Source organism: Streptomyces aurantiacus JA 4570, assembly GCF_000414115.1.
GTDB classification, from domain to species: Bacteria; Actinomycetota; Actinomycetes; order Streptomycetales; family Streptomycetaceae; genus Streptomyces; species Streptomyces aurantiacus_A.
The window spans coordinates 1-18,911 of record NZ_AOPZ01000306.1 but is presented as its reverse complement, the minus strand read 5'-3'; the positions used below and the strand labels follow the sequence as shown (position 1 = coordinate 18,911).

17 protein-coding genes and 2 pseudogenes are annotated in these 18,911 nt (G+C 72.9%); 13 read left to right on the top strand and 6 right to left on the bottom strand.

What is annotated here, in order from left to right; genetic code table 11:
- The first annotated feature begins 28 nt into the window (after positions 1-28).
- From cydB to STRAU_RS26735, 4 genes and pseudogenes are all read left to right on the top strand, one after another.
- Positions 29-1,057: a cytochrome d ubiquinol oxidase subunit II gene (gene cydB, locus STRAU_RS26750; RefSeq protein ID WP_052029295.1), complete on the top strand. Its 1,029-nt coding sequence runs from the start codon at positions 29-31 to the stop codon at positions 1,055-1,057.
- A 41-nt stretch (positions 1,058-1,098) separates the two neighbouring features.
- Positions 1,099-2,956 (top strand): annotated as a pseudogene (gene cydD, locus STRAU_RS26745) (thiol reductant ABC exporter subunit CydD).
- A complete protein-coding gene (gene cydC, locus STRAU_RS26740; RefSeq protein WP_016643518.1) occupies positions 2,956-4,740 on the top strand; it encodes a thiol reductant ABC exporter subunit CydC in 1,785 nt (594 codons plus the stop codon). Before cydD ends, cydC begins: the two are co-directional and overlap by 1 nt.
- Before the next feature lie 149 nt (positions 4,741-4,889).
- A complete protein-coding gene (locus STRAU_RS26735; RefSeq protein ID WP_016643516.1) occupies positions 4,890-5,999 on the top strand; it encodes a hypothetical protein in 1,110 nt (369 codons plus the stop codon).
- 64 nt (positions 6,000-6,063) lie between these two features.
- Here STRAU_RS26735 and STRAU_RS26730 read toward each other — a convergent pair whose 3' ends face one another.
- The gene (locus STRAU_RS26730; protein ID WP_063890376.1) at positions 6,064-6,780 is read right to left on the bottom strand and encodes a TetR-like C-terminal domain-containing protein; all 717 of its coding nucleotides are present in this window, start codon (positions 6,778-6,780) and stop codon (positions 6,064-6,066) included.
- A 113-nt stretch (positions 6,781-6,893) separates the two neighbouring features.
- Between STRAU_RS26730 and STRAU_RS26725 the strand changes: the two genes are divergently transcribed.
- Positions 6,894-7,946: a helix-turn-helix transcriptional regulator gene (locus STRAU_RS26725; protein WP_016643514.1), complete on the top strand. Its 1,053-nt coding sequence runs from the start codon at positions 6,894-6,896 to the stop codon at positions 7,944-7,946.
- A gap of 63 nt (positions 7,947-8,009) precedes the next feature.
- Here the strand turns inward: STRAU_RS26725 and STRAU_RS26720 are convergent, their stop codons facing one another.
- Entirely contained in the window at positions 8,010-8,411 is a 402-nt protein-coding gene (locus STRAU_RS26720; RefSeq protein WP_016643513.1) for a peptidase inhibitor family I36 protein, read from the bottom strand.
- 293 nt (positions 8,412-8,704) lie between these two features.
- Here STRAU_RS26720 and STRAU_RS26715 point away from each other — a divergent pair, with 293 nt between their 5' ends.
- Complete coding sequence (locus tag STRAU_RS26715) at positions 8,705-9,478, top strand: polysaccharide deacetylase family protein (RefSeq protein ID WP_016643512.1); 774 nt, start codon at positions 8,705-8,707, stop codon at positions 9,476-9,478.
- Here the strand turns inward: STRAU_RS26715 and STRAU_RS26710 are convergent.
- Positions 9,451-10,539 carry an FAD-dependent oxidoreductase gene (locus tag STRAU_RS26710; protein ID WP_016643511.1) on the bottom strand — a complete coding sequence of 363 codons (1,089 nt, stop codon included), beginning with the start codon at positions 10,537-10,539 and terminating at the stop codon, positions 9,451-9,453. The two genes, STRAU_RS26715 and STRAU_RS26710, sit on opposite strands and share 28 nt — an antisense overlap.
- Positions 10,540-10,704: 165 nt before the next feature.
- Positions 10,705-11,037 (bottom strand): hypothetical protein, encoded by a 333-nt coding sequence (locus tag STRAU_RS26705; RefSeq protein WP_016643510.1) that lies wholly within the window; start codon positions 11,035-11,037, stop codon positions 10,705-10,707.
- 246 nt (positions 11,038-11,283) lie between these two features.
- Between STRAU_RS26705 and STRAU_RS43910 the strand changes: the two genes are divergently transcribed.
- Together STRAU_RS43910 and STRAU_RS43905 are read left to right on the top strand one after the other, a co-directional pair.
- Complete coding sequence (locus tag STRAU_RS43910; RefSeq protein ID WP_259299988.1) at positions 11,284-11,793, top strand: hypothetical protein; 510 nt, start codon at positions 11,284-11,286, stop codon at positions 11,791-11,793.
- A complete protein-coding gene (locus STRAU_RS43905; RefSeq protein WP_259299987.1) occupies positions 11,769-12,092 on the top strand; it encodes a hypothetical protein in 324 nt (107 codons plus the stop codon). The genes STRAU_RS43910 and STRAU_RS43905 overlap by 25 nt, the downstream gene beginning before the upstream one ends.
- A gap of 19 nt (positions 12,093-12,111) precedes the next feature.
- Here STRAU_RS43905 and STRAU_RS43900 read toward each other — a convergent pair whose 3' ends face one another.
- Positions 12,112-12,279: a hypothetical protein gene (locus STRAU_RS43900; protein WP_259299986.1), complete on the bottom strand. Its 168-nt coding sequence runs from the start codon at positions 12,277-12,279 to the stop codon at positions 12,112-12,114.
- A 25-nt stretch (positions 12,280-12,304) separates the two neighbouring features.
- Positions 12,305-12,751 (bottom strand): annotated as a pseudogene (locus STRAU_RS44740) (asparagine synthase-related protein); the annotation flags it as partial.
- Positions 12,752-12,782: 31 nt separating this feature from the next.
- On the opposite strand from STRAU_RS44740, the gene STRAU_RS26690 reads away from it, so the two are divergent.
- The 5 genes from STRAU_RS26690 to STRAU_RS26670 all read left to right on the top strand — a co-directional run bounded on the left by STRAU_RS26690 (position 12,783) and on the right by STRAU_RS26670 (position 18,830).
- Positions 12,783-14,228: a glyceraldehyde-3-phosphate dehydrogenase gene (locus STRAU_RS26690; protein WP_016643508.1), complete on the top strand. Its 1,446-nt coding sequence runs from the start codon at positions 12,783-12,785 to the stop codon at positions 14,226-14,228.
- 173 nt (positions 14,229-14,401) lie between these two features.
- Positions 14,402-14,971 carry a TetR/AcrR family transcriptional regulator gene (locus STRAU_RS26685; RefSeq protein ID WP_016643507.1) on the top strand — a complete coding sequence of 190 codons (570 nt, stop codon included), beginning with the start codon at positions 14,402-14,404 and terminating at the stop codon, positions 14,969-14,971.
- 88 nt (positions 14,972-15,059) lie between these two features.
- Positions 15,060-16,277, top strand: a complete 1,218-nt coding sequence (locus STRAU_RS26680; protein WP_016643506.1) for a GDSL-type esterase/lipase family protein — start codon at positions 15,060-15,062, stop codon at positions 16,275-16,277.
- A 136-nt stretch (positions 16,278-16,413) separates the two neighbouring features.
- A complete protein-coding gene (locus tag STRAU_RS26675) occupies positions 16,414-17,052 on the top strand; it encodes a dihydrofolate reductase family protein (RefSeq protein ID WP_016643505.1) in 639 nt (212 codons plus the stop codon).
- Between the two features lie 212 nt (positions 17,053-17,264).
- Positions 17,265-18,830: an alpha/beta hydrolase gene (locus STRAU_RS26670; protein WP_016643504.1), complete on the top strand. Its 1,566-nt coding sequence runs from the start codon at positions 17,265-17,267 to the stop codon at positions 18,828-18,830.
- Positions 18,831-18,911: the final 81 nt, after the last annotated feature.

Genomic DNA, 18,911 nt, shown 5'->3' with positions numbered 1-18,911 from the left:
CGCCCCTCTCGATGGAAGGTTGAACGACATGAGTCTGGAGATCGCCTGGCTGGCCCTCCTGGGCCTGCTCCTCGCCGGGTACTTCGTGCTCAGCGGCTACGACTACGGCGCGCAGATGCTGCACCCCTTCCTCGGCCGCGGCGAAGGCCGACAGGCCGAGCGCCTCGCCGGCCGGAACGCCGCCCTCGACGCCATGGCGCCGTTCTTCCTGGGCAACGAGGTCTGGCTGGTCGCCTTCACCGGCGTCCTCTTCGGAGCTTTCCCGCACCTGGAGGGCAGCCTCCTGTCCGGCCTGTATCCGCTGATCGTGGCGATCCTCGTCGGCCTGGTCCTCGGCAACGCCGCCATCCAACTGCGGGGCCGCGCCCAAGGTGTCCGCGCCCGCCGGTGCTGGGACGCGCTGATCGTGTTCGGCGGCGCGCTGCCCGCCGTGTGCTGGGGACTCGTCCTGGGCCTGCTGCTCCACGGCGTGCCCCGGCGGCCCGACGGGTCCTTCCACATCGGGTTCGGCGACGTCCTCACGCCCTTCGTGCTGGCCTGCGGCGCGACCACCGTCCTGCTCTTCGCGGCGCACGGCGCGGCCTTCGTCGCCCTGCGCTCGGGGCCCGACGTCGCAGCCAGGGCACGCCAGTTGGGCGATCCCTTGCTGCGCGGGGCAGCCGCCGCCGGCTCCCTCGCGCTGCTGCTCACGCTCTTCGGGGCGGGTGCCTCGATGACGAACCGCGTGACGGCGGCGGTCATCGCCGCCCTGTTCGCGGCGGCGCTCGCGGGTGCCTGGTGGTGGCTCTCCCGCGGACACCGCGTCCGCGCGTTCGTGGCCACCTGCTGCGCGACCGCGCTGCCCGTACTGCTCGTGGGGGCCGGTCACCATCCGTACGTCCTGATCAGCTCGGCGGGGACGGGGCTGACCATCGGTCACGCCGTCACCGACCACGCCACGTTGAGGATCCTGAGCGCGTTCGGGGTCCTGGTGGTCCCGATGATCCTCGCGTACCAGGCGTGGAGCTGGTGGGCCTTCCGGGGGCCCACGGGCCGCCGTCACCCCAGCTATTTCTGAAGCAATTCCTGAGCCGCGCCGGCGACGAGAGGGACCGAAGGATGAAGCCCGTAGAACGCCGCCTGATGCGGGAACTCCCGGTGCTGCGGCGCCACATGACGTACTCCGCCGTGCTCGCGCTCCTCACCGCCGGGCTCGTCGTCGCCCAGGCGGGCCTGCTCGCGGCCGTCCTCGCGGACGGCTTCGCCGGGCACGGGATCCTGCTCGCGCCGCCGGCCGCGCTGGCCGCCGTCATGGCGCTGCGCGCGCTCCTCACCTGGGCCCGCGGCCTGCTCGCGCAGCGCGCCGCGGCCGACGCCAAGCGCGCGCTGCGGGACCGCGTCACCGATCGGCTGGGGCGCACCGGCCCGCTGCACCGGCCCGCTGCGCCTGGCGGCCCGCCGCCACGGCGAGACGGCCACGCTGCTCACCCGCGGCCTCGACGCCCTGGACCCGTACGTCGTCGGATATCTGCCGACGACGGCGGCGACCGCGGTGGTGCCCCTCACCGTCGTCGGCTGGCTGCTGTGGGCCGACTGGACCTCGGCGCTCGTCATCATCGTGACGCTGCCCCTCATCCCCGTGTTCGGTGCGCTCGTCGGCATGCACACGGCCCGACGCACCGCCCGGCAATGGGGGTTGCTCGCCCGCCTCGGCGGGCACTTCCTGGACGTGGTGGCCGGGCTGCCGACCCTGCGGGCGTTCGGCCGCGAGCGGCACCAGGCGCGGGTGGTGCGCGAGATGGCGGACGCCCACCGGCGGGCCACCATGCGGACGCTGCGCGTGGCGTTCCTCTCCTCCTTCGTCCTGGAGACGGTCGCCACCCTGTCCGTGGCGCTGGTCGCCGTCCCGGTCGGACTGCGGCTGCTGGGCGGCGAACTGGATCTGCGCACCGCCCTGACCGTCCTGTTCCTCGCCCCCGAGGCGTACCTGCCGCTGCGCGCGGCGGGCGCGGCCTTCCACGACAGCGCGGAGGGCGTCGCGGTGGCGGAGCGGGTGTTCGCGATCGTCGACGAGGGGGAGGAGGCGGCGGCGGGTGGCGCGGAACGGGCGCAGCGCGTCGGTGTCGGCGTCAGCGTCGGCGTCAGTGTCGGTGTCGGTGTCGGTGTCGGTGTCGGCGAGCTGAGCGGCGGCGGCGACGGGCGCGGTCGCGCCGCCCACACCGCCCGCGCCGCCCCTCTGTGCCTGGACGACGTCACCGTCCACTACCCGGGCCGCGCCACGCCCGCCCTCCGGAGCGTCTCCCTCGACGTCCGTCCCGGCGAGCACCTGGCCCTGGTCGGCCCGAGCGGGGCGGGCAAGTCCACCCTGCTGGCGCTGTTCCTCGGATTCGTGGCCCCCGCCTCGGGCCGGGTCTCGGTCGGCGGCACCGACCTCGCCGGACACGACCTCGCCGGGCACGACCTCGACGCGTGGCGCGCCCAAGTGGCCTGGGTGCCGCAACGCCCGCATCTGTTCGCGGCGTCCGTCGCCGACAACATCCGCCTCGGGCGCCCCGACGCGAGCGACGCCGAGGTGCGGCGGGCGGCCCGCGCCGCCTCGGCCGACGTCTTCATCGAGGAGCTTCCGGCGGCGTACGACACGGTGCTCGGCGAGCACGGCGCCGGTCTCTCCGCCGGACAACGCCAACGGGTGGCCCTGGCCCGCGCGTTCCTCAAGGACGCCCCCGTACTGCTCCTCGACGAGCCGACCGCCCACCTCGACCCCGAGAGCGAGGCCGCCGTCACGCGCGCCACGGTCGAGCTGATGCGGGGCCGGACCTCGGTCGTGGTCGCCCACCGCACGAGCCTGCTGCCGCACGCCGACCGGATCGTCACGGTACGGGCAGGCAGCCTCGACATCACCCGGCCGGCGGCCCCCGCTGCGCCCCGCCCGGGACCCGGCCCTCAACCGGCGCCCACGGAAGGGCTGTTGACCTGATGAGCCTGCACCCCTCGGGCACTGCCCCCGCGCCGCCCCGCGGACCGCGCCCCACGCTCCGCCTTCTGCGCCACCTCCTCCCGTACTGGCGCAGACTGCTGCCCGCCGTGCTCGCCTCGGCGGGCAGCGACCTCGCCGCCGCCGCGCTGATGGCCACCGCCGCCTGGCTCATCACGCGCGCCGCCGAACAGCCCCCGCTCGCCTCGGTGAGCGTCGCGATCGTCGCCGTACGCGCCCTCGCCCTCGGGCGCGGCGCGCTGCGCTACGCCGACCGGCTCCTCGGCCACGACGGCGTGCTGCGGGCCGTCGCGGGGTTCCGCACCCGGGTGTACGAGGCGCTGGTGCCCCTCGCCCCGGCCGGCACCCCCGCCTTTCGCAGCGGCGATCTGCTGACCCGCCTCGTCGACGACGTCGACGCCGCCCAGGACCTGCTGCTGCGAGTCCTGATCCCGGCCGCGGCCGCCACCGCGGTCGCCGTGGCCGCGACCGGAGCGGCCGCCGTGCTGCTGCCGCAGGCGGGCGTCCTGCTCGGGCTGCTCCTGGCCGTGGCGGGACTCCTCGTACCCACCCTGGTCCTGGCGCTGTCCCGCCGCACGGGCCCGGCCGAGAAGGCGGCCCGCTCCGAACTCGCCGCGCTCACCGTGGACTTGGTCCAGGGGGCGGCGGACCTCGCCGCGTACGGAGCCCGGGGCCGCGCCCAGGAACGGGTCCGCCGGGCCTCCGCCCGGATCGCGGCGCTGGAGCGCCGCGGGGCGCTGACCACCTCGCTCGCCTCGGCCGTGGTGCTGCTGTTCCAGGCCGGGGCGGTGGTCGGCGTCACCTGGCTCGCGCTGCGCGCGCACGCGGCGGGCACCCTGCCCGCCGTGCACCTCACCGTCCTGGCGGTCCTCGTCCTCGTCTCGTTCGACGCCCTCGCGCCCCTGCCCGCCGCCGCCCGCCGACTCGCCGAAGTAAGCGCCTCCGCACGCCGGTTGGCCGACCTCTTCGACACGCCGCCCCCGGTCACCGACCCGCCCGCCCCCCTCCCACTCCCCGCCACCGGGCCGCTCGGCGTGGACATCACCGGCCTACGGGTACGCCACCGCCCCGGCGGCCCCCCGGCCCTCGACGGAGTGACCCTGCGACTGCCGCCCGGCCGCCGCACCGTACTCCTCGGCGCCAGCGGCTCCGGGAAGTCCACGCTGATCGCGGCGCTCATGCGCTACGTCCCGTACGAAGCCGGAAGCATTCGCGTCGGCGGACGCGAACTGCGCGACTGCGCGGGCGCGGACGTCCGCCGCGCGATCACGGGTGTGACCCAGGACGCGCACGTCTTCCACACCACGATCCGCGCCAACCTCCTCCTGGCCCGACCCGAAGCGACGGACGCCGCCCTGCGCGAAGCGGCCCGCGGGGCCCGGCTCCTGGACTGGATCGAGTCGCTGCCCGACCGCTGGGACACCCTCCTCGGCGAGAACGGCGCCGCGATGTCGGGCGGTCAGCGCGGCCGCCTGCTCCTGGCCCGCGCGCTGCTCGCCGACCCGCCCGTCCTCGTCCTCGACGAACCCACCGAGGGCCTCGACCCGGACACCGCCGCCGCCGTACTCACCGACATCCTCGCCGCGACCCGCGGCCGCACCACGCTCCTGGTCACCCACGACCGGTCGTGGCTCACCGAGGCCGACGAGATCGTGACCCTCGACGGCGGCCGGATCCGAAGAACTCCCGCAGCTCCGCCGCGTACAGCTCGGGCTCCTCGAACGGCGCGAAGTGGCCGCCGCGCGCAGGCTCGGTCCGCGGGGTGAACGGCACAGGGCGAGACGATGCGTCCGGCATGGGACGCGTGCTAGATCACCTGGGTAGGGGTCTGTGGTGGCGCGGTTGCACCGTGTGATGCAGTAGGGGCGATCAGGGGGCCTGGGGGCCAGGGGACAGAGGGTGCGGGAGGGGAATCGTGGGCAAGGACGGGTCCATATCGGATGAGGAGTGGGAGCGCTTCCTGCGCGAGGCCGAGGCCGGGACGCGGGACGCGCCGGAGGAACCGTCGGCGCGAGCCCGGATGGTGGCGCGGCGGCTGCGTGAGGAACCCGAGGCACCGGAAGGCTGGCGGACTCATCGGCCCCCGCGGCGGAGACGGGGCAGGAAGCTCTGGTACGCGGCCGGCCTGCTCGTCGCGGTGGGGCTGCTGGTCGTCGCGTTGGCGCCGGGCCGGGTGGCGGGATGGTTCGGGGGCGGAGACGGCGAAGGAAGCGGGGACAGCGCGCCGCTCGCAGCGGAGTCGGAACGTCCGGCCCGGGCCCCGGCCTCGGAGGCTTCGCGCCGACTGCCCACGGTGCGGGAGCCGTTCAGGGGGTCACCCGCGGCGCGCTGGGGCGACGGCACGGCCGGCATCCACATGCCGTCGGCGCGGGCGACCGGCTGGATGAGCGAGGACCAGGTGGCGCGGGCGCTGAGCCGGAGCCGGGACTTCCTCGCCGCGTCCAGCCTGGACCCCGGCGTGCTGCGCGGGGAACACCCCGAGAAGGCCATCGCGTTGATCAATCCCCGGCAGCGGGACGTCCAGGACTACCTGGCCACCGCCTTCCGTGCGCCCAGCCGCGACAACGATCCGCTGATGCTGTTCAGCCGCTTCGCGCGCAAGGACGTGCGGGTGGTCGGCGACGTGGTCAAGACGCGGGGGCGGATCACGTTCCGGGAAGGGAAGCGGGGCGCGGTCGAGGTGACCGCCGACGTCACGTACGTCTATCCGGTGGTCCGCGCCGCCGGGGGGAGCGACGAAGTGGCGCGCACCATCGTGCGCCGGGAGACCGTGATGAGCTGGGACGACCCGGCGAAGGTCGTCACCGCGCCGGGCACGTTCTCCCTTCTCTCCTACAAGACCGACACCACCAACGGCGGCTGCGACAACGTCACCGGCTACTTCGTCCCCGAGTTCGGCGCCGGGCGGGCCGGCACCGGCTCGGGGAACGGCCGCGAGGTCGACCCCTACGACCGGAGCGCGTCCATGGACACCCGCATGCGGGAGGCCGGCGAAGCGGGGTGCGGGACCGCGACGCGGTGGTGAGCCGGGGCGCGGTGGTGAGCGGGGCGCGAACCACCGCGCACGGCAGGGCACAGCACCGCCAGCGTCACTGATCGGCCCGGCGACGCAGGCCGATGTACTCGCCCATGGACCCGGCGCCGTACTCGAAGACCGACGCCGGGTCCACCGCGACGGCCGCGAGGTGGTTGTTGACCTCGAAACCGACCATGCCGTGGAGCTGCGTCCACACCACGAACATGCGGGCGACCACACCGCTGGGAAGCCCTTCCAGCGGGCCCGAGCCGAGCGCCCGGACGTTCTGCAGCATCCCGTCGCTCAACGGCGCCTCGCCCGGCCGGTCCTCGGTGAGCTCGCCCGCCTTCCGGGCGTCGCGCAGGACGGCCACCATCGCCCCCACGATGCGGCCGACGGCCTCCACGGTCTCCGGCGGGGCGGTGTACCCCGGAATCGGACGGCCCCAGAGCATGACGTACTCCTCCGGGTGCGCCACGGCCCACTCCCGTACGCCCTGCCAGATGGCGACCCAGCGGCGCAGCGGATCGGCTCCCGCCGCGATCGCCGCTTCGGCGGCGGCCTCCGCGCTGTCCGCCACGGCGTTGTACGCGCCCACGATCAGCGCGGACATCAGGGCTTCCTGGTCGGGGAAGTGCCGCGCCGCGTCCTGCGCGTCGACCCCGGCGTCCCGGGCCACCGCCCCCGGTTCCAGGTCGACTTCGTGGCGCCCCTCGATCCGCCGCAACGCCTCTTCCTTCAGCCGCTGAACCACTGCGTCCCCATCGTGCTGTGCCTTGGTGGAAGTCATGATCTGGACCTTTCCAGACCCCGTTCCGGGTGTCGATTACCTCCGGGGTAGGGGCGGGGACGACAGCCGGAATTCAGTGGTCCGCGGCCGGAACGGCACGCCATACTCGCGGGGTGAGCGTGCTCCTCGGTGGGAACGGATGGGTTCTTCCGTCGTTGGCGGCCGAGGCGGCGACGCTGGGGGAGCTGGGAGCGGCCGTCTCCGCGGAGATCGGCCGGCGTGTGCCGCACGACGGGTATCACCTGATGGGGCTCGACCCGGTCAGCGGAGCTTCCGCGTTCCATGTGCTGCGGCACGGGTACGGCGCGGAGTCCCTGCGTGGTCTTGAGCGGGAGTTCGGACGGCCTGAAGAGGCGTTCCCCTTCTCGACGCTGTTCACCGGACCCACGCCGGTCGGGGTGTTGAGCACCGGCGTCCATGAACACCGGTACTGCGCGCGGCTGCACGAGATCATGCGGGCGGAGGGGATGGGCAGCGAGATGCGCATCGCGCTCGCCCTGGGCGGCCGGGCGTGGGGCGGCGTAGTGCTGCTGCGGGAGCGGCGCAGCCGGCCGTTCTCGTCGGCCGAGATCGCCCACGCGGAGCGGTTGGCGGCGCCGCTGGCCGCCTCACTGCGGGCGTTCGTGGCGAGCAAGCCGCTGCGCGTCGCCGCGCACGGCGGCCCGCCGGGCGTGGTGATCGTGGGAGCGGACGACTCGATCCGCGCGGCGACGCCGGGAGCGAGGGAGTGGCTGCGCGCGTACGTCCCCGACCCGGCGCGGCCCCTCGACGACGAGGCGCTGTTCACCGCGCTGTGCAACATCACCCACACCGCGCGCAGGGCGCCGGACGGCACGGCGGTGAGCCGGCTGTTCACCCCGCGAGGCTGGGCCACCCTGCACGCGCAGCCGCTCGGCGAGAACGGCGACGAGGGCAACGCGATCACCCTTCAGCCCGCCACGGCCGACGCGCTGCTTCCGGCCATCGCGGAGTGGTACGGGATCACGCCCCGCGAGCGGGACGTGATCAGGCACGCGTTCCACGGGGTGCCGGTCAAGCACATCGCCCGCCGGCTCGGCCTGTCGGTGCACACCGCCAACGACCATCTCAAGTCGGTCTACCGCAAGTTGGGCGTGGCCGGACGGGACGAGCTGTTCGCGTGCCTGGTGCGGACGAGCGGCCGCTGAACGGCTTTCCTGCCCACCCGCTGTCCGCGGCCGGAGGTGGCCGGCCGCGGACAGCGCGCGGGTTCAGGGAGTACGGCCGACACACACGGCGTCGATCACGTCGTTGCGGGGGTCCCCGCCGCCGACGGACCACTGTTCGCCGATCTGGACGTCGGCCACCCACTTCCAGTAGCTGCCGGTCCAGTCGTACATGTGCACTTCGTGCCCGCCGCGGTTGAACACCGAGCTGATCCGGTCGTTGAACGGAGGGTTCCAGTGTCCGAGGTCGAAGCACCCGGGGTTCGGGGCCAGCCACATGTCCCCGGTGCCGTCGGCGCCGGAGAAGTAGCAGGAGTAGCGATCCGGGCAGCGTTCGTAGGCGGCGGCCGCGGCGGGCGCGGGCGGCGCGCTGATGACGGACAGACCGGCGGCGAGTACCAGGGCCAGGAGGGCCCCGCCGGTTCTGTTCCTGAGGGCAGCGATCACTGAAGAGCCTCCATCGGTCGGACGGGTCGGGCATCGGACAGCGCTCTGCCGGATCGCGGAATGCGATGTTCAGCGGCGCCGTGCACTCAGCATGCGGCGCACGCCGAAGAGCAGGTATCCCGAGAACGAGGGGGTTGCCGGAGGTGAGGCGGGACCTCGCGGAGAGTGTCCGCGAACGCTCTCGGAATTGTCCGTGATCGGTAACAGAGGCAGCCCCTGGCCACGGTGCCTCATCCTGCCGGGTGGTCGCAGAGAGACCGGGTTCGGCGAGGGATCGGGCGAGAGGGGCGGACATGGCACGGCACGGCGGTGGTCGGGGCTGGTACGGCAGGGTGGCCGGGGCGGCGTTGGGGGTGACGATGCTCGCCACGGGTGTCGCGGTGTGGACGGCCCAGGCCGGTGCCGCGGGCGACGCGTCACCCGAGGCGACCGCGCCGGCCGCCCCGGGCAGCGACGTCAAGCCGGTCGCGGCGACCATCGCGCACGCCTCGGACGCGGGCAAGCGCGGCGTCAACATCACCATCGACGACGGCCCCGACCCCAAGTGGACCCCTCAAGTCCTCGACCTGCTGGAGGAGTACGGGGTGAAGGCCACGTTCTGCATGGTGGGCACGCAGGCGCAGGCCCACCCGGACCTCGTCAAGAAAGTGGTCGCGGCCGGGCACCGGCTGTGCGACCACTCGGTGTCGCACAACACCGCCATGGACAAGGATTCCCGGACCTACCAGTCGCAGCAGATCCTCGACGCCGAACGCATGATCACCAAGGCGTCCGGGGGTGTGCGGCCGATGTACTACCGCGCGCCCGGCGGGGCCTTCACCCCGTACAGCCGCAAGCTCGCCGCTTCCCGGGGCATGCGCCCGCTGGGCTGGAACGTCGACAGCAAGGACTTCGAGCGCCCGGGCACGGACGCCATCGTCGCCACCGTCGAGCGGGAGCTGCCCAACGGGCCGACACTCCTCTTCCACGACGCGGGCGGTGACCGTACCCAGACCCTCCAGGCCCTGCGCCAACTCCTGCCCCGGCTCAAGGAGCAGGGCTACTCCTTCGGCTTCCCGGTGCGCTGAGCCTCGACCGGCAGCCCCTCGCCTCCCTCGGCGCTGCGGGGGAACATAGCCTGCTCGTACGCGGTGAGCGCGGCCTCGATGTCGTCGGGGTGCGCGGCGAGGGCCTTGCCGAGTTCGGCGCCGTCGAGCATGGCCAGGTTGGCGCCCTCACCGTTCGGGGCCGACAGGTGGGCGGCGTCGCCGAGCAGGGTCACCCCGGGCACCCGGTCCCACCGGTGCCCGGTCGGCAGAGCGTAGAGAGGGCGCAGGACCGGCGCGATGTCGCCGCCGGTGATCAGCGTGGTGAGCTCCGGCGCCCAGCCGTCGAACTCCTGCGCAATCCGCGCGGTGGCCACGGCGGCATCGGCGAAATCGATGGCGGCGAACCAGTCCTGCGGCTCGGCCAGCCCCACATAGGCGTGCAGCGTGTCGCCCTTCTCCCGGTGGGCGAAGATCTCCCTGCCCGGCGTGAGCACGATCATCGACCCGCCGCCGACCGCTTTCGCGGTGGCCGGGTGCCGGGTGCCGGCGTCGAACAGGTAGGTCTCGACGACCGACTTGCCGATGTACTCGGGGGCGGCGGTGGAGAGCAGCGGCCGGACCCGCGACCACGCGCCGTCCGCGCCGACCAGCAAGCTGGTGCAGACCGTGGCGCCGTCGGTGAACGTCACCTCATGGCGACCCTCGCCGAGGGCACGGGTGCCGCTGACCTTGCGCCCCCACCGCACGGTGCCGGCCGGGAGCGAGTCGAGCAGGACCTGGCGCAGCTCGCCGCGTTGCACCTCGGGCCGTCCCCCCGTGCCGTCGTCGGCTTTGTCGAACAGGACGGTCCCGTCCGGGTCGAGGACCCGCATGGCCTGGCGGCCCTCCAGGATGAGACCCCGGAACTCGTCCATCAAGTCAGCCGATTCCAGGGCCAGTTGTCCGTTGTAGTCGTGGATGTCGAGCATCCCGCCCTGCGAGCGCGCCACGGGGGAGGGCTCCGCCTCGTAGACGGTGGCCGGTATTCCGTGGACGTGCAGGACGCGGGCGAGCGTGAGGCCGCCGAGCCCGGCGCCGATGATCGTGACGTCAGTGGTCATGGGGGGCTTTCTTCCTGATCGTGGACCACCGGTCGGACGCGGCAGGTCACGCCGGTTGCGCCGTTCCAGTAGGTCGGGATGATGCGTCGCTGGTGGCCGGTGCCGTTGCTGACCGGCGCCAACGAGATCCACTGTCCCGGCAGCCGTCGACAGACCACCGACAGATCACCGACCACCGCCGACAACCCCCCGACAGCCGGGGTGAAGTGCCGTGGCGAGGCGGCGTGCCTCGCGGCGTCCCGCGTAGCGCTCCTTGCGGTTGGCGGCCCTGACCATGTCCTGTCGCTCCTTGACGCAGGCCCGCGCGTTGCAGCCCGCGCAGCAGGTGTGGCCGAACAGCAGCATGCCGGGGTGCTCCCACCGGCAACGGGTCTCCGGGGCCTCCCGTGTCGGGCGCGGCGGCAGGTCGCAGGGGCCGTGGCGGTGATCGTGGACCGGCCGGGGGTCGTGCTCGGCGTGGCGCACCCACAGGGGTTTCGTCTTGTCCGTACGGGACATCTCGTTCCTTCCGGAACCGCCGCCCGGGCTCCCGGAACCTCCGGGCGGGCGGCTGGGTTCGCCACCGCATCGCGTCACGCTCCTTCCTCGATCAGGCCCACGGACGGTCTCGGGTCCGCGGGCAGCCTTGCAGGATATCGACGGGCCTCGGCCGCGCCCAAGGGGTTTTCGGCCGCACGGGAGAGGACGACAGCGGAACTGGCGGAGAGATTCTGGGCCTGGCGGGAGGAGACCCAGCCCGACTCGATGGACGATCTGCCGCGCGTGGAGCGGCCTTCGGGGTGGGTGGCCGACTGGTCGTCCGAGGCGGTACGTGAACAGCGCCGCAGATTGGGGGAGTTCGAGGGGGAGTTCGAGGGGGAGTTCGAGAAGAGCGCGGGGAGTCCGCTCGGGGCGACGGCCCGGCCGGTCGCCGGCCCCGACGGCCCCGATGCCGTGGACTCGCGGCTGCTCGGCTCGGCCCTCGCGCGGGTCCGCTGGGAGCTCGACCACCTCCGCGGCTGGCAGCGCAACCCGTGCTTCTACATCGACCAGGCGCTGGGCCCCCTCTACTGCCTCCTGCTCGACCGGCGGCCGTTCGCCCGGTCCGCGGTCCGCAAACCGTCCTGCCGGCCACCGCGGCCGAACAGATCGCCCGGCAGGAGGCCGCCGAGCGGGAGACGCGCGCCTTCCTGGCCGACCGCGGCCTCTTCCGCGACCCGCAGGACCTGCGCCGGTATCGCTTCGTCGACATGCCCGCCCACCTCGCGCCGCTGACGTGGCTCGGTGTGCCCGACGACCTCACCTCGCCCGCGCGCGCCGGCGAGGACGCCGTGCGGTACGTGCCGCAGCCGCACCCCGGGCTGCCCCGTACGCAGGCATTTCTACGACTCGACGCCCAACGAGGGCATCGCCTTCCGCCAGGGCGACCTGACCATCGAGAAGGCGACGGACCGGCTCGACGCCTGTGGCAGGAGGGCAACATGCCGCTCGCGCTCCAGCGGAGGGAACTGCTCGGGCGCCGCGACCACTTCGACCGCGCGGACGCCCTCGCCGGTCCCCCCACCGGACACTGACCGCCACTAAATAGAGCGTTCATTCCACTGAGACGTGGTAGTCCCGCATCCACCGGTCCACTTCGATCAGGGGCAGCAGCAGGTGCAGGGTGTCGGCGACGGCCATCATGGGGCCGCTGTGCGCGGGCGCGAAGGTCGCCGGATAGGCGCTTGTGCCGCGCGGCGGCATGGGCGTACGGCGCGTCACGTTCCGGGCGCCGGGGAGTGGGCCGGAAGTCGGTGTCGCCCTCCTCGAAGTCCATGGAGTACGTGGTGAGTTCGGGGTGTTCGGCGGCGGCGAGCGCGGTGACGGCGCTGGAGTCGAGGCCGCCGGACAGCTCGCGGACCAAGCGAGTTGCCGCGCACTGTGACGCAACAGGCAGGAGATCTGCATGAGTTGGGGCGTGAGCCGGGTCCTGCGTGACCGGAACGCCGCGTTCTCCTCGGTGGCGTGGTGGACTCCGGCCTGCACCGCACGCCCGCGTTCGCCGGCATGCTCTGCACCGTGCAGGGCGCGGGCTCCGTACTGAGCGGCCTTTTGGCGGGCGCCCTGCTGCGCCGCATGCCGGCACCGCCGGATTCGTGGCCTCGGCGTTCCTGCTGCTCGGCGGCCCGGGACGGGGGCGGGGCGCGATCCCCGAGACACCGGTTGAAAGCTCAAAGTCGGGTGGGGTTAGCATATGAGCGCCGCCTAGCTCGAAAGATACTCCTGTGACTGTCAACGACGACTCGTTCACCGACTGGAAGAACCGCGAGGAGATCGCGGAATCGATGATCCCGATCATCGGGAAGCTGCACCGCGAGCGGGACGTGACGATCCTGCTGCACAGCCGCTCCTTGGTGAACAAGTCGGTGGTCAGCATCCTCAAGACCCACCGATTCGCCCGGCAGATCGCCGGCGAGGAGCTCTCGGTCACCGAGACGCTGCCGTTCCTGCGGGCGCTCACCGAGCTCGACCTCGGCCCCTCGCAGATCGACATCGGCATGCTCGCCGCGACGTACCGGGCCGACGGCCGCGGTCTGCCGGTGGCGGAGTTCACCGCCCGGGCCGTCGCCGGGGCCACCGGCGCCAACAAGATCGAGTGCCGCGAGGGCCGCGACGTCGTCCTGTACGGCTTCGGCCGCATCGGCCGCCTCGTCGCCCGCCTGCTGATCGAGAAGGCCGGTTCCGGCAACGGTCTGCGGCTGCGTGCCGTCGTCGTCCGCCGGGGCGGGGAGCAGGACATCGTGAAGCGCGCCTCGCTGCTGCGCCGCGACTCCATCCACGGCCAGTTCCAGGGCACGATCACGGTCGACGAGGCGAACAGCACGATCATCGCCAACGGCAACGCGATCAAGGTGATCTACGCGAGCGACCCGTCGGAGGTCGACTACACGGCGTACGGCATCAAGGACGCCATCCTCATCGACAACACCGGCAAGTGGCGCGACCGCGAGGGCCTGTCGCAGCACCTGCGCCCCGGCATCGACAAGGTCGTCCTGACCGCGCCGGGCAAGGGCGACGTCCCGAACATCGTGCACGGCGTCAACCACGACATGATCAAGCCGGACGAGCGGATCCTGTCCTGCGCCTCCTGCACCACCAACGCGATCGTCCCGCCGCTGAAGGCGATGGCGGACGAGTACGGCGTGCTGCGCGGGCACGTGGAGACGGTCCACTCGTTCACGAACGACCAGAACCTCCTGGACAACTACCACAAGGCCGACCGGCGCGGCCGCTCGGCGCCGCTCAACATGGTGATCACCGAGACGGGGGCCGCCTCCGCCGTCGCCAAGGCGCTGCCGGACCTCAAGGCGCCGATCACGGGCAGCTCGATCCGGGTGCCGGTGCCGGACGTCTCGATCGCGATCCTCAGCCTGCGGCTCGGCCGCGAGGCCACGCGCGACGAGGTCCTCGACCACCTCCGCGAGGTCTCGCTGACCTCGCCGCTGAGGCGCCAGATCGACTTCACCAGCGCTCCCGACGCGGTCTCGAACGACTTCATCGGCTCGCGGCACGCCTCGATCATCGACGCGGGCGCCACCAAGGTCGACGGCGACAGCGCGATCCTCTACCTCTGGTACGACAACGAGTTCGGCTACTCGTGCCAGGTCATCCGGGTCGTCCAGCACGTCTCCGGGGTGGAGTACCCGACGTACCCGGCCGTGGCGGTCTGAGTCCGCGGCACTATCTGATCGTCCGGGGTCCCGGGCGGGTGGAAGGCGTGAGCCCTCCACCCGCCCGGGACTTTTTTGTGCCGGGGGCCAGCCGACGAGGCTAAGGGTCGATTCTATTTGCCTAAAGCTATTAGGCAGATGCAGAATGGGTTCTGTCGAAAGGGAGGCGCATCATGGCGCGCGCAGGACTGACCAAGGAACGCCTGACCCGGGCCGGGGCGGAGCTGGCCGACGAGGTCGGCTTCGAGCAGGTGACCGTCTCGGAACTCGCCCGGCGGTTCGGCGTCAAGGTCGCGAGCCTGTACTCGCACGTGAAGAACTCCCACGACCTGAAGACCCGGATCGCCCTGCTCGCCCTGGAGGAGATGGCCGACCGGGGCGCCGCGGCCCTCGCGGGGCGGGCGGGCAAGGACGCCCTGGCCGCGTTCGCCGACGTCTACCGCGACTACGCCCGGGAGCACCCCGGCCGGTACACCGCGGCCCGCTTCCGCCTCGACCCGGAGGCGGCGGCAGCAAGCGCGGGCGCCCGGCACGCGCAGATGATGCGGGCGATCCTGCGCGGCTACGACCTGGCGGAGCCGGACCAGACCCACGCGGTCCGACTGCTCGGCAGCGTCTTCCACGGCTACGTCAGCCTGGAGACGGCCGGGTCCTTCAGCCACAGCGCACCGGACTCGCAGGAGTCGTGGTCCCGGATCGTGGACGCGCTCGACGCGCTGCTGCGGACCTGGCCCACGGCCTGAGCGGCGGCGTACGGACGTCCGCGTACCCACACCGAACACCGAACTTCGAGCAACAGGCTGAGACACCATGCCCTCTGAGCACCCCACCATGCCCTCTGAACACCCCAACCGCCCCGAACACCCCACCTGGACCACCGCCCCCATCACCGCGGACCTCCTGCGCGGCGCCCTCGACCTGGAGCGCACCGCGCACGGCGTGCTGCCGCACCGGCTGCCCGCCCGGGCCCGTGCCCAGTGCGCCGACGCGCAGCTCGCCATGGCCGAGTCCCAGCCCGCCGGCGTCCGCCTCGTCTTCCGCACGCGGGCCACCGCCGTGGAACTGGACACGCTGCCCACCAAGCGCGTGTATGTCGGCGTCCCGCCCCGTCCGGACGGCGTGTACGACCTGGTCGTCGACGGCCGCCTGACCGCGCAGGCGAGCGTGCGCGGAGGCAACACGCTGACCATCGACATGACCGCCGGGACGGCCGAGCACAAGGCCGGACCGGCCGGCACGGCGCGCTTCAGCGGCCTGCCCGACGGCATGAAGGACATCGAGATCTGGCTGCCGCACAACGAGACCACCGAACTCGTCGCCCTGCGCACCGACGCCCCCGTCGAGCCGGCGCCGGACCGGGGACGCAAGGTGTGGCTGCACCACGGCAGTTCGATCAGCCACGGCTCCGACGCCGCGAGCCCCACCACGACCTGGCCGGCGCTCGCGGCCTCCCGGGGCGGCGTGGAGTTGATCAACCTGGGCTTCGGCGGCGGCGCGCTGCTCGATCCGTTCACCGCGCGCGCCCTGCGCGACACCCCGGCCGACCTGATCAGCGTCAAGATCGGCATCAACCTCGTCAACGCCGACCTGATGCGCCTGCGCGCCTTCACCCCGGCCGTCCACGGCTTCCTCGACACCATCCGCGACGGCCACCCCGCCACACCGCTGCTGGTGGTCTCGCCCATCCTGTGCCCCATCCACGAGGACACCCCCGGCCCCTGCGCGCCGGACTTCGCGGGTCTCGACGAGGGGCGGCTGCGTTTCCGGGCCGTGGGCGACCCGGCGGAGCGCGCGAGCGGCAAGCTGACGCTGAACGTGATCCGGGACGAGCTGGCCCGCATCGTGGAACAACGCGCGGCCCAGGACCCGCACCTCCACTACCTCGACGGCCGCGACCTCTACGGCGAGACCGACTACGCCGAACTCCCCCTGCCCGACGACCTCCACCCGGACGCCACCACCCACCACCGCATGGGCGAACGCTTCGCGGAACGGGTGTTCGCGGCGGACGGGCCCTTCCGGGACGCCTTGTGCAGTTCGGCCACCTAGGTGTGCTGTCGCCTGAGGTCGGTGTGCCGGGCACGAGTACGGCCCCGCCGGAAGAAGGTGCGCGGGGATGTCGATCCAGGCAGGCTCTGTACGACGCAGAGGTGAGAGAACGACATCAACACGAGAGGCGAAGGCCATGCCCAAGGTCCGCGTGCACAACGTGACGATCTCCCTCGACGGCTTCGCGGCCGGCGTGAACCAGCGGCTGGACGCCCCGTTCGGCGACGGCGTCGGCTGGGGTGACGAGCTGCACAGCTGGTTCGTCTCCGCGACGGAAGACGCCGCCGCGGGGAAGACCGGAATCGACGTCGACTACTTCGTCCGCGGCGACCAGAACATCGGCGCCACGATCATGGGGCGGAACATGTTCGGGCCGCAGCGCGGGCCGTGGCAGGACGAGTCCTGGAAGGGCTGGTGGGGCGACAACCCGCCCTACCACCACGACGTTTTCGTGCACACCCACCATCTGCGCCCGACGCTGGAGATGGCCGGCGGAACGACCTTCCACTTCACCGACGAGCCGCTGGAGACGGTGCTCCAGCGCGCGTTCGACGCCGCGGGCGGCAAAGACGTCCGGATCGGCGGCGGCGCGGCGGTCATCCGTCAGTATCTGCGCGCCGGGCTGATCGACGAGCTCCACCTGGTGATCGCGCCGATGCTCATCGGGCGCGGGGAGCGGCTGCTGGACAACCTGGGTGACGGGATCGACGGCTACCGGGTGTCCGAGCTGGTCGGCTCGCCGACCGTCACGCACGCGATGCTGGTCCGCCGCTGACGCGCGGGGTCAGGGTTCGCCGGAGTCGGCGTACTGCCACCGCGAATACCGTTCACCTCGTGATCGAGTCAATACCGTCCACCCCATGATCGATGAGCCGGGCAGCCGCATGGCCCCGGGTCGCGGGGGCTCCTAGCGTCGTGGCGGCAGATGACAGTCGCGTTCGCCATCTCGCCATCTCGCCATCTCGCCATTCCGACACGAGGAGCACCATGCGCGTCCCGTCCACGGTCACCGTCGGCCTGGGTCTGGCCGGATTACTCACCGCGGTCGTGCCCGCCGCGGCCACGCCTCAGCAGGCGGCGGGCGGCGGGGATTCGGCGGCGTCCCAGAGGCAGCGGCCGGTGTGGGGGCCCTGTTCGGCGGCGCAGGCCGAGCTGAGAGCCGCGGGTGCGGAGTGCGCGAAGGTGGCCGTGCCGCTCGACTACGCCGATCCCGGCGGGCGGACCATCCGGATCGCGATCTCGCGGATCAAGGCGACGTCCCCGGCGGGACGGCGCGGCATCCTGCTGTCCAACCCCGGGGGTCCGGGCGGGACTGGGCTCGCCAACACCCTGGCCCTGCGCCCGGCGTTGAAGGACGTCGCGGAGCGGTACGACCTGATCGGGTTCGACCCCCGGTTCCTCGGGGAGAGCAGTCCGCTCCGCTGTGCCCCCGCCGGGGCCCCGCAGCGGCCCGGCCCGGTCACCACGCCCCGCGAGGACTTCGAGGCGTCGGTGAGGTCGGCGCGGGACACGGCGCGGCGCTGTCACGAGTACGGGGACAACGCCGCGTTGCTGCCGCACGCCTCGACGCGGAACGTGGCCCGGGACATGGACGCCATCAGGGCCGCTCTCGGTGAGCCCCGGCTCTCGTATTACGGCGTGTCCTACGGCGCCGATCTGGGCGCCGTCTACACCCAGTTGTTCCCGCGCCGGGCCGGCCGCGTGGTCATCGACTCCTCCACCGACCCGGCCGCCACCCAGTACGAACTGTTCCAACGGGCGGGCGGCCCGCTGGAGGAGGGGCTAGACGAGTGGGCCGGGTGGGCCGCCCGGCACCACGACCGGTACCGGCTGGGCCGGACCGGTGGCCAGGTGCGGGCGACCGTACAGAAGGTGCTAGACGGCGCCGAACGCCGCCCGGTGGCGGTCGGCGGACAGCGGCTCAACGCACCCGTACTGCGGCTGCTGCTGCGGCAACTCGTCCAGCACCAGGAGAGCGACGCCGCCCTCGCCGCCGTGGCGCGCGACCTGGCCGATGCCGCGGCCGGTGAACTGACCGAGCCGGGGCCGGAGTTGGCCGCGATGCTCGAACTGCTCAACTCGCCGGACCTGGAGGACAGCATGGTCGGCGGGGCGCTGTTCATGTGCGGCGACGGCGGCTGGCCCGCCGGAGGCTGGCCGAAGGACCCGGAGACGTACTGGCGCAACAGCGTCCGCAGCCGCGTCACGCAGCCGGTCTTCGGACCGGTCGTCAACGGCATGATCGCGCCGTGCGCGTTCTGGAAGGCACAGCCCCGCGAGCCGGGCACCGCCATCCACAACGACGTACCCGTCCTCATGCTCCAGGCCCGCCGCGACAACAACGTCCCGTACGACGGCGCGCTCGCGCTGCACCGCAGGCTCACCGGATCGCGCCTGGTGACGGCCGACATCCGCTCGCACGGCGTGTACGGGCGTGACATCGACGGACACCGCCCCGTCCCGTGTGCCGACGACGCCGTCAACGACTACCTCCGCGACGGCACGCTGCCGCGACGCGACATCACCTGCGCGCCCACGGGAGCCGCCCGGTGAGCGGGCGTGGCGGGCACGGCGAGCGCGGTCCGGTCGTCAGCCGGCGCCGGGGCCTGGCGGCCGCGGCGGCGGCCGTGCTCG

Bases quoted from the DNA above. Each gene is read 5' to 3' on its own strand.
- STRAU_RS26670 (WP_016643504.1), top strand. From the start codon at position 17,265: ATGCGCGTCCCGTCCACGGTCACCGTCGGCCTGGGTCTGGCCGGATTA.
- STRAU_RS26705 (WP_016643510.1), bottom strand. From the start codon at position 11,037: ATGTCCCGTACGGACAAGACGAAACCCCTGTGGGTGCGCCACGCCGAG.
- STRAU_RS26730 (WP_063890376.1), bottom strand. From the start codon at position 6,780: ATGACTTCCACCAAGGCACAGCACGATGGGGACGCAGTGGTTCAGCGG.
- STRAU_RS26675 (WP_016643505.1), top strand. From the start codon at position 16,414: ATGCCCAAGGTCCGCGTGCACAACGTGACGATCTCCCTCGACGGCTTC.
- STRAU_RS26710 (WP_016643511.1), bottom strand. From the start codon at position 10,539: ATGACCACTGACGTCACGATCATCGGCGCCGGGCTCGGCGGCCTCACG.
- STRAU_RS26715 (WP_016643512.1), top strand. From the start codon at position 8,705: ATGGCACGGCACGGCGGTGGTCGGGGCTGGTACGGCAGGGTGGCCGGG.
- cydB (WP_052029295.1), top strand. From the start codon at position 29: ATGAGTCTGGAGATCGCCTGGCTGGCCCTCCTGGGCCTGCTCCTCGCC.
- STRAU_RS26685 (WP_016643507.1), top strand. From the start codon at position 14,402: ATGGCGCGCGCAGGACTGACCAAGGAACGCCTGACCCGGGCCGGGGCG.
- STRAU_RS43910 (WP_259299988.1), top strand. From the start codon at position 11,284: ATGGACGATCTGCCGCGCGTGGAGCGGCCTTCGGGGTGGGTGGCCGAC.
- cydC (WP_016643518.1), top strand. From the start codon at position 2,956: ATGAGCCTGCACCCCTCGGGCACTGCCCCCGCGCCGCCCCGCGGACCG.
- STRAU_RS43905 (WP_259299987.1), top strand. From the start codon at position 11,769: ATGCCCGCCCACCTCGCGCCGCTGACGTGGCTCGGTGTGCCCGACGAC.
- STRAU_RS26680 (WP_016643506.1), top strand. From the start codon at position 15,060: ATGCCCTCTGAACACCCCAACCGCCCCGAACACCCCACCTGGACCACC.